This is a genomic window from Paenibacillus sp. GCM10027628 (assembly GCF_042676385.1).
Lineage (GTDB): Bacteria > Bacillota > Bacilli > Paenibacillales > NBRC-103111 > Paenibacillus_E.
This window is the reverse complement of record NZ_JBHTHA010000002.1, coordinates 85387-98961: the sequence shown is the minus strand read 5'-3', so window position 1 is coordinate 98961 and position 13575 is coordinate 85387. Positions and strand designations below refer to the sequence as shown.

Below are 13575 nucleotides of genomic sequence, written 5' to 3'. Positions count from 1 at the left end.
CTTCATTCACCGATATAAAATCTAGGAAGGTGAGCGAATTAATGGATGCCGAAAAAAGAAAAATAATTGTCAGAGAAATCGAGCATTGGCGAAGAAGCAGGTTGCTGCCCGAGCATTATTGTGATTTTTTGATGAATTTATATTTAGACGAAGGAATGGAAAAACCAAAATCAATTATGGGTATTTCCGCATCCTCTGTGACGAACAGTAATTGGAAAATATGGATGGTCGCCCTGGCGGTCATTGCCGCTGTAGCCTTATCTGCTCTTAATTTTAACTCTTTTGGAATGCCAATGCAAATTGGAATTTCCACTCTTTTTGTCGTTATTTGTTATGGATTGGGGTATCGCCAATACAGCAAATCACCCGCCATAAGCTACTTGCTTTGCGGCTTGGCATCCATTGTCCTGCTATTTATCGGACTTTATTTATTACACCTGCATGATGTGAGTTCATCTTATGCATATGTGGGATACGTGGCTTTTTGTAGCGTGATCTGGCTCATTAACGGTCTTGGAGCTCGAATGGGAATTTTTCAATTTTGCGGCTGGATCGGGCTTTTAGGCACGTATGGCTGGTTTTTAATACGGAAATTGGACAATCCCGGATGGTTCTCGCTTGAAATTAGCTGGATTCCCGTTAGTATATTACTTATATGGATCGCATGGCTTGTGCATCATACCAATAAGCAGACAGCAGGTGTGCTATTATTGGTTGGCGGACTTGTTTGGTTTGCTCCTGAAGCACTTACGTTTCTTGTTGATGTAGACATGAGTGCGAAAATCGTTCAATTATCGTTTACAGGCAAGCTGGTATCGGCAGGAATCGCATTATTTTTGTTACGCAAAAATTGGGTAGAGTGGGTAATGTAACATGGTGAAATTATCGAAAAGACTTCAAATGATAGCAGACCGGGTGCCAAAGGGCACTCGAATTGCGGATATTGGCTCAGATCACGCTTTGCTCCCGACTTATTTAGCACAGAGCGGCATCATAACTTTTGCTGTCGCCGGTGAAGTGAATCCCGGGCCTTTTGAAGCTGCGACAAGGCAGGTTTTGGAGAGCGGATTGTCCGCCAAAATTAGTGTCCGGTCAGGCGATGGACTTGCTGTTATTGAACCGGGTGAAGTCGACGTCATTACGATTGCCGGTATGGGCGGAAGCTTGATGGCCAGCATTTTGGAAGCGGGCAAAGATAAACTAAAAGGCGTCAGGAAATTGATTTTGCAGCCGAATGTCGGCGAAGATCAAGTTCGCCGTTGGTTGGATGAACAAAGTTGGCTCCTTGAATCTGAGACGATTTTGGAAGAAGATGGCAAAATTTATGAAATATTGACGGCTGCTCCTGCAAAAAATAAGGTAATACTTGAAGCCTTATATCAAGATCTGCGATTGCCAGGAGAGAAGACCATTGATAAAGAACGTCTTTTGCTTATGGGCCCCTTTTTGATGAAGGAAGCTCCGGACGTTTGGTTCCGCAAATGGGAGAGCGAGCTGGAGAAGCTTTCGATGATCGAGACGCAGTTGTCACGTTCAACAGCAGAGGCTTCTAAAGCCAAAGCGGAGCAAATAACGAATGAAATTCGTGAAATCAAGGAGGTGCTTGCATGTTTGCAAAAGGACAGACGGTAATTCAGCTGTTTGAACAGCTCGCACCGAAACATTACGCAATGCCTGACGATAAGATTGGTTTGCAGCTCGGATCTTTGCAAAAGGAAATCCAAAAGGTCCTTGTGGCGCTGGATGTGACCGACGAAGTCGTTGAAGAAGCGATTCGTGTCGGTGCGAACCTCATTATCGCGCATCATGCGATTATTTTTCGCCCGCTTGCGCATCTGCAGACAGATACGCCTGCTGGCCGCCTTTATGAAAAACTGATCAAGCACGATATCGCCGTTTATATCGCGCACACCAATCTGGATGTCGCGGAAGGCGGCATTAACGACATGATGGCGCAGTCCCTTGGTTTAACCGACCTGACCCATCTTGAAGACGTGCATACGGAAAAGCTGCAGAAGTTGGTAGTGTTCGTCCCTGAGACGCATCACCAACAGGTGCTGGACGCCCTATTCGCCGCGGGAGCGGGGTGGATCGGGCAATACAGCCACTGCAGCTTCAACATCCCCGGCACGGGCACGTTCCAGCCGCAGGAAGGGACGCACCCGTATATCGGGGAAGCAGGCAAGCTCGAACGCGTACAGGAAGTACGCGTGGAGACGATCGTAACCGCCAGCGCGCAGCGCAAGGCGGTTCAGGCGATGCTGAAGGCCCACCCCTACGAGGAGGTGGCCTATGACCTCTACCCGATGGACCTCAAGGGTAGAGTGTTCGGCCTCGGCCGCGCGGGCAAGCTGCCCGCGGCCATGACGCTCCGCGAGCTGACCGAGCTCGCGAAGCAGGTCTTCGACGTGCCGGTGGTGCGCGTCGTCGGCGATCTGGCACGGCCCATCCGCAAGGTGGCCGTGCTGGGCGGCTCTGGCGGCCGCTATATGCGGCACGCCATGTTTGCCGGCGCCGATGTGCTGGTCACTGGCGACATCGACTACCACACCGCGCATGATGCGCTTGCGGCGGGAATTGCTTTGATCGACGTCGGGCACAACGTCGAAAAGATTATGAAGCGCGGCGTGGCCGAATATCTCGCCGCGCAGCTAGCGAAGACGGACACGCAAGTTGTCGCGTCTGAAGTCAATACCGAGCCTTTTCAGTTTCTTTAGGGCGAGACAACTAGAGCCTCCTGTATGAATTCGAAGGACCGCTGGAAATGGAGGAAGCGATCAGTAGTTGTATTTCGCGCACATTCCTTGTATACTAGCAAATGCATCGGAAAGTTTGACAGACAATCGCTGGCGTGGTGACACGCGAGAGGAAAGTCCGGGCTCCATAGGGCAGGGTGCTGGATAACGTCCAGTCAACGCGAGTTGAAGGATAGTGCCACAGAAATGGACCGCCGATGGCGTGCTTCATGCACGCACAGGCAAGGGTGGAACCGTGGTGTAAGAGACCACGAGGTTCTATGGTGACATAGATCCTGGTAAACCCCACTTGGAGCAAGACCTAGAGGAACGCTAGCCGCTCTCGAAGCGGCAGTCTTTGCCCGAGACGCGTTCGGGTTGGTCGCTTGAGCTGTGCAGCAATGTATGGCCTAGATAGATGATTGTCGCTTCAATGGTGGCAGGGGAGCAGACGCCCGTTATGACCACTGGAAGTACAGAACCCGGCTTACGGCAAACTTTCCATACTGTCGGTTACCCGCATGGCTTCGCGCCTTGCGGGTATTTAATTTGATTTGAAAAAAAATGCGTTCAAGGCTGACCCATAGGGGTAGTCTTGAACGCATTTTCGTTGAATATGATGCTTGATATTTTAAGGTTGAGCGGTGCTGGAAGCTTTGGTTTGCTGCGCTTTCTGTACCGCTTTAACCACATCAATCAGTCCGAAGCCAAAGTACTTGTCCCGGCCTGGATCACCTAAATCTTGAGCCGATTGTCTCATTATATCGTATACTTCGGTGTTCTTAAGCGCGGGATTCGTTGAACGAATCAAGGCGGCCAAGGCGGTCACATGGGGACTAGCCATGGATGTACCTGATAAGGCTGCATATTGATTGTTCGGATACGTGCTTGCAATACTAACACCTGGTGCAGCAACAGCGATGTAGTCGCCATAATTGGAAAAAGGCGCTTTTTTATTTTCCGAATCCGTAGCGGCTACAGCAAATACTTCCGGATAAGCGGCAGGGTAACCTGGTCTTTCCGTATTATCATTGCCGCTGGCGGCGATGATTGCGACGTCTTTATTATAAGCATATTTAATTGCATCATGGAGGAAGCTGGAATCCGCGTAATTACCAAGGCTGAGGTTAATGACCTTGGCTCCGTGATCCGTTGCCCAGATGATGCCTTGCGCAACAGAGTAGGTGCTGCCGGCTCCCGTTTGATCCAATACTTTGACAGGCAGAACTTTGTTGTACCAGGTCATTCCTGCTACACCCAGATTGTTATTGACTAGTGCAGAGATTACCCCTGCAACGTGCGTGCCGTGTCCAACATCATCCTGCGGCTTGTCGTCGCCGCTAATCACATTATAGCCGGGCAGCAGCTGTCCCTGAAGATCAGGATGCGCTAAATCGACTCCCGTATCGACAACGCCAACGACCACGTCACTAGCTCCACGATTCACTTGCCAGCCTTGTACGGTTTCGATTAAAGGTAAATTCCATTGATATTTGCCGTACAAATTATCATTTGGCGTGAAATTTTGACTGATTGGCGTAGATTCTGTCGTGTTTTTATCCTGGGTTCTGCTAAAATAATCCGCCCAACTACTATCGTTTGTAGTGTCATCGTAATAACTATTCGTTAAATATAAAAAATGAGGCTCTACATATGAAACATCCCATTTTTTGAAATAGGCCATTAACTGCTTCGCTTCCATCCCATCCGTTCGGAATACATACGTATAGCCTAATTTTTGTACGGAATTGGCCTTGATCTCATTTTTAATTTGCGTTAACTCCGTATTCGTAGGATCGTGATTAAAGCGAACCACAATTTCATTTTGGTGGTAATGGCTCGTTCCCTGATTATCTTCGGGGTGATTTACGGCTTTATCCTTTAGCGTGTCCGTATCAACAGATTCGACTTTCCATCGATTTTCATTCGGATACGGTTCAAGGCGCAGATTTTTGCGCTGATGTTCGGCTACTTGATGAAGAATATCTTGATGAATCACACCGACTAGCGAACCCTCTGCTTTCTCTGAAGGAACTCCAAGCACGAAATATACATGCTGGCCTTGACCGAATTGGGGTGATTGATAATGCTTGCCTGCTTCTGCTGCCGCTTTCGCTTCCTTCATGTATGCAGTAGCTTGGTCCTTATAAGGGGTTTGCATTTGACCTGATTGAATGCCTTGCTCCAGGGACTGCTGTTTTTTGGACCAAATTAAGACGTCCATTTTCTCATGCCCCGATTTCATGGCTTTTAATACTTGATCCACAGGCTCGCCGGCCTCGATTCGTCCAATCATTTTCATAAAATCAAGTGAACATTGACTTCTGCACAGATCATCGGTAATCTTCACATCTTGTTGAAGAAGCACTTGTTTACCGGCGGTCTCATACTTGACACTGTTGACTTCGGGACCAGGTGGGTTGTTGTATTTCGGTCTATCCGCAAGCAAGAAAATTCCTAAGCCCAGAACAACAAAGAAAGAACATACATAACGCCACATGAAACACGCCTCCTCGCGTATTATCCGTTCAAAACTCTTTGTTTGGATTATAAACCGACGCTCTCCTAGTAGGGTTAGGTGCAGAGGATAGTTTTATGCATCAGGACTGGAGTTTTGCTTATACCTTTTCAGGTTATTTTATGGTAGGATAGGAATAGCGCAATTAGAGGAGGTCTTCATGCATGGCTGTTTTTAATGTCAAAAATATTTGTGATTCTACTCGTACCAAACTAAAAGAAACAACTGCCAAAATGGAGCTGTTTCTGAATCAACATTCGCTATCTCAATTAAATGTTGAGAATGACCCGGCAATGGATGAGTTTTACAGAGGCTATTTGCAAGATACACGCCACTTGCTTGTATTTTGTGAAGTCGCTTATGAAAAATTAGGGGTTTGCTTGCGACGTCCGACATTTAATGTTGATTTTTCAGAAAAAGCTTTGTATGAAGTGTATCATACATGCGTCAATACATTTTTTTATCCTAAAAATGAATGTTATTCCGAAGATGGCCGCTATGCCTATACAGGGCAGGATGCGATCCGTTTCCGCAAAAAGCCTTCACGCGAAGTGCGCGATCTGACGATCGAGCTTTCCAAAGTGTTCGAGGAGCTTCGTGAAGATTTGGCCTACTATGAAACGGACTACATTACTCAGCGTCGTATGCAAGGCGAAAAGGTATAATCGTTACTCATTCATGACAAAATGACAAGTAAGGGATGCGACATCAGTTGCATCTCTTTTCTTTTAGGAGGCATGTTTATGGATCGTAAACAATTAGCTGCTGACAGCATTACCATCATCAAATTGAATCAGCATCCTCGAGGAGGCTATGCAGCATCTCCACTATTTACCCACTATACATACAGTTGGCTGCGGGATGGAACATTTATTGCCTACGCCATGGATCAGGCCGGAGAATCGGATAGTGCAGAGCAGTTCTATCACTGGGTGAATCGTGTGCTCTGCGACAAGAGAAATACTGTAGATAAGCTTATCGGCAAGCATGAACGAAAGGAATGGATCGACCGCGGAGAGTTTCTGGGAACCAGGTATCATTTGGACGGCAGAGCGGATAATTCGGAGTGGGGACATTTTCAATTGGATGGTTACGGGACTTGGCTGTGGGGATTAACAGAGCATGTGCGAACAACTAAGAAATACTCTCTTCTACAAGAGCTAAGGGAAAGTATCGAAATTACAGTAGATTATTTGATGACTTTCTGGCATTACCCGAATTTCGATTGCTGGGAAGAGTTTCCTGATTATGTTCACCCAGCTACCTTGGCTTGCGTGTATGGTGGACTTAAGGCTTTAGGTGAATTGGAGCAGCGCAAACCGTTAATCGAGAGAGCCGGACAAATCAAACAATTTATATTGGACCACGCAGTCAAGGATGGCCGCCTCGTAAAATCGATTCAATGCATAAATGAAGTTTGGCAACCGGTCTTGCCTGACGTGGATACAAGCTTGCTTTGGCTTGCCGTTCCTTTTGCGGTGCTAGAACCGACAGACCCGATTATGCAGCGTACCGTACAAGCTATTGAACGCGATTTGAAGCACGGTGGAATTCAGCGTTATCCGGCGGATAGCTATTATGGCGGCGGGGAATGGCTGATTTTGACCGCGTGGTATGGGTGGTTTAAGGCGGAAACAGGCGATCGAAAAGAGGCATTGCGCTGCTTGGAATGGATCCTTAGCAAAGCGGACTCCCTCGGCAGGCTTCCTGAACAGGTTGCGGACAACCTTAGAAATCCTTCCGTTTATAACGAATGGCTTTCCAAATGGGGCGAACCTGCACTGCCTCTCTTATGGTCGCAAGCGATGTTCTTGGTGCTATCTAACAAACTCAAATAAGAATAGGTCACCCCGGGAGCGGGCAAATTGTTAAAGGGGTGATCATTATGCCGGATGTGAAATGTGCAGTCGCCAATTGCGAATACTGGGCGCAAGGCAACAACTGCAACGCAGGTACAATTATGATCGAAGTTGATCAGCATGCGAATGCGAATTACAATGAGGAATTTGCCGGTGAATCGTTTGATACGCAGCACCAAGACGCTGCGAAGAAGGCAGCCAGCACTTGCTGTCACACATTTGAACTGAAAAAAAGTAAATAGCTTCGAGCAACATGGAGGCATCATGAAAAAAGACAACGTCTCATCGGGCAAAGCCAAGAAGAAACGTTTCCAACAAGAACAACTCCGGCTCGAAAGCGGTATGAATACCAAAGAAGAGTATGCGGCGGAAATTGCTGTTCCCCCGAGGAAAGTCACTTTCGCTGATTCATACCGGCTTGCTAAAGCAAAAAAACGTGTTTCGCAAACAGAAGAAGTAAGCGATGAAGAGATCGATGAATTGGTAGATATGGTAACGCGCAATAAAGCAGTCGGCTACATAGCCCTGTTCGTTGCGTTGGCCTCCCTTTTTGTCTGGCCTGTTTTATTGGGCATCTCAGGGGTCATCCTAGGCGTGATTGCTTTCTTTCTTGGTAACAAAGCTTTGGGCTCTTGGTCCATCGCGCTTGGGTTAATCGCTGTCGCGGCTTATTTCTTGTTAGTTCCGTATTATGCTTAATCGAATGTGAATTCGTGCAAGCCGAGAAATCGGCTTGTTTTCTTTTTTTTAGGAAAAATCGGGTTATTCGGGTCAAAGAGGGATTATTCACGGGTAAGCCACCGTTGTTGCCCCATTTTACCCACAATGCTCCCGTTTGCTCGTACTTTTTGGCGTCAGGAGTCATAAACGCACCTTTGATTGCTTAAAGTATTATTATATAATGAAAAGTGATATTTACTATTTAAATTGACTTTTAAGGGAGGTGTACCTACTCTCCCGATGCGATTATTGCATTTCGAGGGGATAGGTAAGGTATTGGAGGATCCTTTACCGGAAACGTTGATCAGTTTTTTATTAATGCTTGGCTTGGTTTTATTAAACGGATTTTTTGTCGCAGCCGAATTCGCGATGGTGAAAGTCAGAGGCAGCCGCATCGACTCTCTCGCCGAAGAAGGCAATCGCAACGCTAAATTCGCAAAGGGCATTATGAACAATTTGGATGCCTATTTATCAGCTTGTCAGCTCGGTATTACGCTTACTTCTCTAGGACTTGGTTATGTTGGGGAACCGACCTTTGCCAAAATATTGGAACCGCTCTTTGCACCGTTGAACATGCCGGATTCGGTATTTCATACCATTACGTTCCTGATTGCTTTCTCACTCATGACGACGCTCCATATTACACTTGGCGAACAGTTTCCCAAGACATATGCGATTCGGAAAGCGGAGCAGATTACGCTTATCTCTTCAGGTCCCATGATTGTATTTCACAAAGTCATGTACCCTTTTATCTGGTGCTTGAATGGAATTTCCAATTGGATGCTGCGTCGTGCCGGCATTGAACCGACGACCGAGCATGAATCCGCTCATACGGAAGAAGAAATTCGAGTGCTGATGAAAGAAAGCCATAAAAATGGACTTATCGATAACACAGAGCTCACGCTTGTTGATAATATATTTGATTTCGCAGAGACAACAGCCAAGGAAATTATGATTCCAAGAACTGAAATGGAATGTATATATGCCGGACTCTCTTTCTCCGAAAACCTTGCGATCGCTATCAAAGAAATGCGAACGCGTTACCCGGTATGCGATCCGGACAAAGACAATATTATTGGCTTCGTCCATATCAAAGACCTGTTAAAACCGGATGCTAATCTTAAAGGAATTAAAAAAATTATTCGACCGATTACAACGGTCCCGGACTCTATTCATATTAGTGATTTGCTGAAAATGATGCAGAAACGGAAAAGCCAAATGGCGCTTCTGATTGACGAATACGGCGGTACTTCAGGTCTTGTCACGCTTGAAGATATTATGGAAGAAATCGTCGGGGAGATTCAAGACGAGTTTGATGAAGAGCGCCCGACGATTGAGATGAAAGATGATAACACCTTTTCCATTGACGGGCTGCTGCTAATCGACGAAGTGAATGATTACTTCGGCGTCGATATCGAATCCGATGATTACGATACGATCGGCGGCTGGATTTACTCGCAAATCGAGATTCCGCCAAGCAAAAATCAGCAAGTCATGTATAACGACGAGTTGATGTTTATTGTGGAGGAAACCGATCATCTGAGGATCTCAAGGGTGACCGTCCGAAAAAATATGGAACACAACGAGATGCTGGAGCAAAACATCTCATAAGTTGAAAAGGAGCGCCGGTAGGCTNTTGGTAGAGCACCTGACTTTTAATCAGGGTGTCGTAGGTTCGAGTCCTACATGGCTCACTTTGTAGTTTGCGGTCATGGCGGAATTGGCAGACGCGCACGGTTCAGGTCCGTGTGGGCTAACCCCCCGTGGAGGTTCGAGTCCTCTTGACCGCATCATAGAAAGCTTTCTTTTATCCTTCTAATAGGATGAAAGAGAGCTTTTTTGCTTTTTCTAGGTCGAAGACAAGCATTCACTTTTTTTCATTGACATTGATAATTATTATCATTAATATCAGGGTAGCAGCATCAGCCTGGGTGCGGAGAGTGGATCAATGAAAACGATTAAATATTGCTGTAGAAATGAAAAATTTGGGTCGAAACAAATATATAAATCCTTGAAAGAGGAATACCCGGATATTAAGCAAAAGAAAAAAGATTGTTTGGGCAACTGCAAACATTGCAAAAAAGAATGCATTGCCATGATAGGCAAAAAAGAACTTTTATGTGCAGCTTCTCCTGATATCTTATATGCGCAACTGAAGCAAATTATTGCCGAATCGCGAGCAGATAGCGTGATGATATGAATGTGGATCTGCTGAAGTTGCTTTTACCGTTTGTATTTCTTGGGGCAGTTCTGGTAATCTTGTATGTATAAGGAATGCGACCAAGATAACCGAACTGAAAGGTGTGTGCACAGATGTTGAACGATACACTGACTGAAGCTCTGAATGAGCAGATGAACTATGAATTTTACTCCGCGCACGTCTATATGGCTATTGCCGGTTATTGTGCAGCAGAAAGCTTGGATGGTTTTTCGAATTTTTTTATTGTTCAAGCGGAAGAAGAACGTTTTCATGCGATGAAAATTTTTAAGTTTATTAATGACCGCGGGAAAAAAGTATCTTTTGCAGGGATGGACACGCCTGTGAATCAATACAGATCTATCCTGGATGCCTTTGAGCATGCTTTCAAGCATGAGCAGGAAGTAACGCGACGTATTTACCATCTTTCGGATTTGGCGTTAAATGACAGAGAGCATGCAACGATGCATTTTTTGAAATGGTTTATTGATGAGCAGGTAGAGGAAGAAGCGATGTTCGACAGCATTATTAACAAGCTTAAGCGTATCGACCAGGATAGCAACGCATTCTTTATGTTGGATACTGAGTTCGCACAACGTACGTTTACGCCTCCAGCAGCGGAATAATTCATTAATAAATATTTGAAAATAAGAGCTTATCTGAACTCACAAAATGTGAGAAGATAAGCTTTTTTTGTATTCACTGACGCACAGTTGTCAGTATTCCTTTTATAAAATTAAACCAAATATGGAGGTGGATTCATGAGTAAAATTGATTTAGCTAAGCTGCACAAATCTTATTACACGGCCCCCACGCATCCACAACTTGTCGAATTTGATCCTATTTCGTATGTCACGATTGTCGGAAAAGGGGACCCGAATGGACAATATCATTAAGTTAAGTTCAAAGACAAAACACGGAATAAAGACGGATCCGAAACGGCATGGGAAAAAGCCCCTATGCCGTTTGTTTTTTTATGTAAATATGGAAAAAAGCGCACAGTAAACAAACGGATGGAATATCCGCTAAAAAAATGGTCATGTGAAATGAATTATGCTACTCTGTAGACGAAGCTAACAGATGATTTCGAGCGGATTTTGCGCGTATTCTGCTGCCCTGGGCGAATGGGTCGAATCGGCAAAATGTTTTTTCGAATCAGTGCTTCAACATCGGGCAGAGGTCCATCGCCGCGTGAGCGCAGGAAATGTCTACAAACGTAAACGGCAACCGTGAAGTTGACTTGGTAGTGGTGCTGTTTATCCATTTGGGAAATGACGACGTGCGAGGTCATCATTTCAGCGAAATTGTACATAATCATTCTTGCGAAAATCTCTTGGATGATGGACTCTTGTCTCTTTGCGTGAAAATTCGTAAGACCGACGGTGTATTTTAATGCTCTGAAAGAGGTTTCAATGCCCCATCGCATGTTATAAATGGACTTAAGTTCCTCTGGTGAGAAATCAGCGGCAGAAAGATCCGTAATGACGGTTTCATAAGCGCCACTAGGCAAGAGAAAGCGAACAACCCGAAAGGAAATCGGGTAAAACATGTTCTCATGCAAATCCAAAAAATCAAATGTAGATGTGGCAGGGACGAACTTGTACATTTCGGGACGAGCCTTGACCTCTTTGGTTTGTTTTTTTGTGAGTGTGAGATGAACGTCCCTATCAAACTCTCCGCTAGAGGGCAAACGCAAGCCCGAAAGAATACCACTGGAATCCAAATCCTTTACCCGTATGACATAGTTCCATCCTTTGCGCTCAATATGCGCGAAATTGTTATAACTTTCATAACCTCTATCGGCAATAACAATGGTTTTGTCTTTAATGGGAGAACCATCAACCATATCTGCTAGTGCCCTTCCTTCGTTAGACAACCTTCGTGGCTGAACAATGGCATCAACATAAAGTCTGTTGCACAAGTCGTAGGTTACATTTAAATGCAGAAGGTTATAGCCTTTCGTGTTCGGTTGACTTTGAAAATAGGTGTCTGCGTCCTCAGGGTCAGTTGCGATATGCAAATCCGAACCGTCAATGGCAAGTAATCGATACCCTCGGTAGTCCTTGATATCCGTATACGACTGCGTAAATTTGTGGAACAAGAATTCTACAGCAGATGGCAGGATTTTATGCCTCTGCTGAACAAAAGCAGAAGTGGTTGCGGTGTTTACGTCATAGCCCTGCGATTCCAAGAGTTCCTTATAGATGCTGTTACCGCCCATTGAGATCAGAAGTTGCATAACCGTTTCAAAGGGCAGCTTTTTCTTTCGGGTAAAATCTTTTTCAGGGTTTTTGACATAAGGTGCGGGTAGCGCTGACATTTCTCGTATGAGGGATGTCAGCGTTTCTTTTAGCGAATTCGCGTACTCATTCATTGGCGTAACCTCCTCGTTTTTCAAGGGGCTTCGCCACATATTTCCAACTGCTTGTCAAGTTCTTTTTCATGCAAAAAAAAGAGCGGGCTATCTCTTCGATAACCTGCTCTTTTTTTGATTTTAGCCCTGCGCCTTAACTTAATGATATTGCCCGAATGGATCCGCTTTTGCATACGCCACAGAAGCGCTCTACACGCTCGCGTACAGTGTCAAAGGGATCTGTAAGAAAAATAGTCAAGACTTTACCGTAGCGAAGCTGGAGGGGCTCTGGTGGGTAGATGGAGAGCAGGATGCCATGGAGGTTGCAAGAGAGCTATGGAACTGGAAATTGATGATTAGATTGCCTGAATACGTTAACGTTGAAATCGTGGAAGCTGCACGTCAAATTGCAGGATCCAAGAAAAAAGAACTCGACGAACTGCAAAAGATCACATATGAAAAGATTTCCGAAGGAAAGTGCGTGCAAATGCTGCATGTAGGTCCATACTCCACGGAGCCGGAAACCGTTCAGCGAATTCAATCTTATATGGAAGAGCATGGCTTAAGTCAAGTTGGAAAGCACCATGAAATCTATTTATCCGACCCTAGGAAGGTGGAACCGGCAAAGATGAAAACAATTTTGCGATACCCTGTAGAGTAGCTGTAGTGGCTGTAGAGCGGTTTTTGCGATAAAATAAAAGAACATGTCGTATAACCGCGGAGGGATGAAGATGGGTGCCCGTAAAGGCTTGTGGATCGGACCAATCGTTTTAACAGTCATTGTATCACTGGGCCTTACAGCGCCCGCTGCCCCCGTTCATGCAAACTGGCTGGATCGGGTTAAAGAGATCTATCAACTTCCTGATAATGTAGAACAGATACAGAAAGATTATGAGTCGACGAAGCAGCAACTGGAAGAGCAAAAGGACAAGCTTTCTGAAGCGGTAGCCCGCTCGCAAGAGACGGAGAATCGACTGATCGATCAAAATCAGGCGCTCCAAAAAGAAAATGAGCTTTTACAAGAGCGATTGAAGACGATGGAGCAGTTGGCATTGGACAAAGAAGCCCGCAATCGAAAAATCACGTATACCGTGGCGACCGCGGCGGGATTACTTATCTTTTATTTTATATTTGGGCGTGTGCTTCGATTAATCGTTTGGCGAAGGAAGAAACACCATACACAATGAATAGGC

15 protein-coding genes, 1 tRNA gene and 1 other RNA gene are annotated in these 13575 nt (G+C 45.5%); 15 read left to right on the top strand and 2 right to left on the bottom strand.

Annotation, left to right across the window (positions count from 1 at the left end; all coding sequences use genetic code 11):
- Nucleotides 1-41: 41 nt before the first annotated feature.
- From ACFQZT_RS01745 to rnpB, 4 genes are all read left to right on the top strand, one after another.
- A complete protein-coding gene (locus tag ACFQZT_RS01745) occupies nt 42-872 on the top strand; it encodes a hypothetical protein (protein ID WP_379295931.1) in 831 nt (276 codons plus the stop codon).
- A 1-nt stretch (nt 873) separates the two neighbouring features.
- Nucleotides 874-1632 (top strand): tRNA (adenine(22)-N(1))-methyltransferase, encoded by a 759-nt coding sequence (locus ACFQZT_RS01740; RefSeq protein WP_379295929.1) that lies wholly within the window; start codon nt 874-876, stop codon nt 1630-1632.
- Nucleotides 1608-2717, top strand: coding sequence for a Nif3-like dinuclear metal center hexameric protein (locus ACFQZT_RS01735; protein ID WP_379295927.1), 1110 nt, complete (start codon nt 1608-1610; stop codon nt 2715-2717). The genes ACFQZT_RS01740 and ACFQZT_RS01735 overlap by 25 nt, the downstream gene beginning before the upstream one ends.
- 110 nt (nt 2718-2827) lie before the next feature.
- Nucleotides 2828-3240, top strand: an RNA gene (gene rnpB, locus ACFQZT_RS01730) — RNase P RNA component class A.
- Between the two features lie 126 nt (nt 3241-3366).
- Here rnpB and ACFQZT_RS01725 read toward each other — a convergent pair.
- Nucleotides 3367-5235 (bottom strand): S8 family peptidase, encoded by a 1869-nt coding sequence (locus ACFQZT_RS01725; protein ID WP_379295925.1) that lies wholly within the window; start codon nt 5233-5235, stop codon nt 3367-3369.
- A gap of 182 nt (nt 5236-5417) precedes the next feature.
- Between ACFQZT_RS01725 and ACFQZT_RS01720 the strand changes: the two genes are divergently transcribed.
- From ACFQZT_RS01720 to ACFQZT_RS01680, 9 genes are all read left to right on the top strand, one after another.
- Nucleotides 5418-5918, top strand: a complete 501-nt coding sequence (locus tag ACFQZT_RS01720) for a YpuI family protein (protein WP_379295923.1) — start codon at nt 5418-5420, stop codon at nt 5916-5918.
- Between the two features lie 78 nt (nt 5919-5996).
- Nucleotides 5997-7091 (top strand): glycoside hydrolase family 15 protein, encoded by a 1095-nt coding sequence (locus tag ACFQZT_RS01715; protein WP_379295921.1) that lies wholly within the window; start codon nt 5997-5999, stop codon nt 7089-7091.
- Between the two features lie 47 nt (nt 7092-7138).
- Entirely contained in the window at nt 7139-7354 is a 216-nt protein-coding gene (locus ACFQZT_RS01710) for a DUF1540 domain-containing protein (RefSeq protein WP_379295919.1), read from the top strand.
- Nucleotides 7355-7376: 22 nt separating this feature from the next.
- Entirely contained in the window at nt 7377-7811 is a 435-nt protein-coding gene (locus tag ACFQZT_RS01705; protein ID WP_379295917.1) for a hypothetical protein, read from the top strand.
- A 339-nt stretch (nt 7812-8150) separates the two neighbouring features.
- On the top strand, nt 8151-9443 hold the full coding sequence (locus tag ACFQZT_RS01700; protein WP_379297896.1) for a hemolysin family protein: 1293 nt from the start codon (nt 8151-8153) through the stop codon (nt 9441-9443).
- 94 nt (nt 9444-9537) lie between these two features.
- A tRNA-Leu gene (locus tag ACFQZT_RS01695) sits at nt 9538-9622 on the top strand.
- Between the two features lie 158 nt (nt 9623-9780).
- Nucleotides 9781-10032, top strand: coding sequence for a DUF1450 domain-containing protein (locus tag ACFQZT_RS01690; RefSeq protein WP_379295915.1), 252 nt, complete (start codon nt 9781-9783; stop codon nt 10030-10032).
- Between the two features lie 116 nt (nt 10033-10148).
- Nucleotides 10149-10655, top strand: coding sequence for a ferritin (locus tag ACFQZT_RS01685; protein WP_379297894.1), 507 nt, complete (start codon nt 10149-10151; stop codon nt 10653-10655).
- Between the two features lie 135 nt (nt 10656-10790).
- Nucleotides 10791-10925: a hypothetical protein gene (locus tag ACFQZT_RS01680; RefSeq protein WP_379295913.1), complete on the top strand. Its 135-nt coding sequence runs from the start codon at nt 10791-10793 to the stop codon at nt 10923-10925.
- 155 nt (nt 10926-11080) lie between these two features.
- Here the strand turns inward: ACFQZT_RS01680 and ACFQZT_RS01675 are convergent, their stop codons facing one another.
- Nucleotides 11081-12403: an IS4 family transposase gene (locus ACFQZT_RS01675; RefSeq protein WP_379295911.1), complete on the bottom strand. Its 1323-nt coding sequence runs from the start codon at nt 12401-12403 to the stop codon at nt 11081-11083.
- A gap of 217 nt (nt 12404-12620) precedes the next feature.
- On the opposite strand from ACFQZT_RS01675, the gene ACFQZT_RS01670 reads away from it, so the two are divergent.
- Nucleotides 12621-13043, top strand: a complete 423-nt coding sequence (locus ACFQZT_RS01670) for a GyrI-like domain-containing protein (protein ID WP_379297892.1) — start codon at nt 12621-12623, stop codon at nt 13041-13043.
- Between the two features lie 70 nt (nt 13044-13113).
- A complete protein-coding gene (locus tag ACFQZT_RS01665) occupies nt 13114-13569 on the top strand; it encodes a coiled-coil domain-containing protein (protein ID WP_379295909.1) in 456 nt (151 codons plus the stop codon).
- The last annotated feature ends 6 nt before the right edge of the window (nt 13570-13575 follow it).

What these genes read in the sequence shown, in the direction of transcription:
- ACFQZT_RS01665 (WP_379295909.1), top strand. Translation starts at nt 13,114, where the DNA reads ATGGGTGCCCGTAAAGGCTTGTGGATCGGACCAATCGTTTTAACAGTC.
- ACFQZT_RS01705 (WP_379295917.1), top strand. Translation starts at nt 7,377, where the DNA reads ATGAAAAAAGACAACGTCTCATCGGGCAAAGCCAAGAAGAAACGTTTC.
- ACFQZT_RS01725 (WP_379295925.1), bottom strand. Translation starts at nt 5,235, where the DNA reads ATGTGGCGTTATGTATGTTCTTTCTTTGTTGTTCTGGGCTTAGGAATT.
- ACFQZT_RS01735 (WP_379295927.1), top strand. Translation starts at nt 1,608, where the DNA reads ATGTTTGCAAAAGGACAGACGGTAATTCAGCTGTTTGAACAGCTCGCA.
- ACFQZT_RS01710 (WP_379295919.1), top strand. Translation starts at nt 7,139, where the DNA reads ATGCCGGATGTGAAATGTGCAGTCGCCAATTGCGAATACTGGGCGCAA.
- ACFQZT_RS01745 (WP_379295931.1), top strand. Translation starts at nt 42, where the DNA reads ATGGATGCCGAAAAAAGAAAAATAATTGTCAGAGAAATCGAGCATTGG.
- ACFQZT_RS01690 (WP_379295915.1), top strand. Translation starts at nt 9,781, where the DNA reads ATGAAAACGATTAAATATTGCTGTAGAAATGAAAAATTTGGGTCGAAA.
- ACFQZT_RS01720 (WP_379295923.1), top strand. Translation starts at nt 5,418, where the DNA reads ATGGCTGTTTTTAATGTCAAAAATATTTGTGATTCTACTCGTACCAAA.
- ACFQZT_RS01675 (WP_379295911.1), bottom strand. Translation starts at nt 12,403, where the DNA reads ATGAATGAGTACGCGAATTCGCTAAAAGAAACGCTGACATCCCTCATA.
- ACFQZT_RS01740 (WP_379295929.1), top strand. Translation starts at nt 874, where the DNA reads ATGGTGAAATTATCGAAAAGACTTCAAATGATAGCAGACCGGGTGCCA.
- ACFQZT_RS01680 (WP_379295913.1), top strand. Translation starts at nt 10,791, where the DNA reads ATGAGTAAAATTGATTTAGCTAAGCTGCACAAATCTTATTACACGGCC.
- ACFQZT_RS01715 (WP_379295921.1), top strand. Translation starts at nt 5,997, where the DNA reads ATGGATCGTAAACAATTAGCTGCTGACAGCATTACCATCATCAAATTG.
- ACFQZT_RS01700 (WP_379297896.1), top strand. Translation starts at nt 8,151, where the DNA reads ATGCTTGGCTTGGTTTTATTAAACGGATTTTTTGTCGCAGCCGAATTC.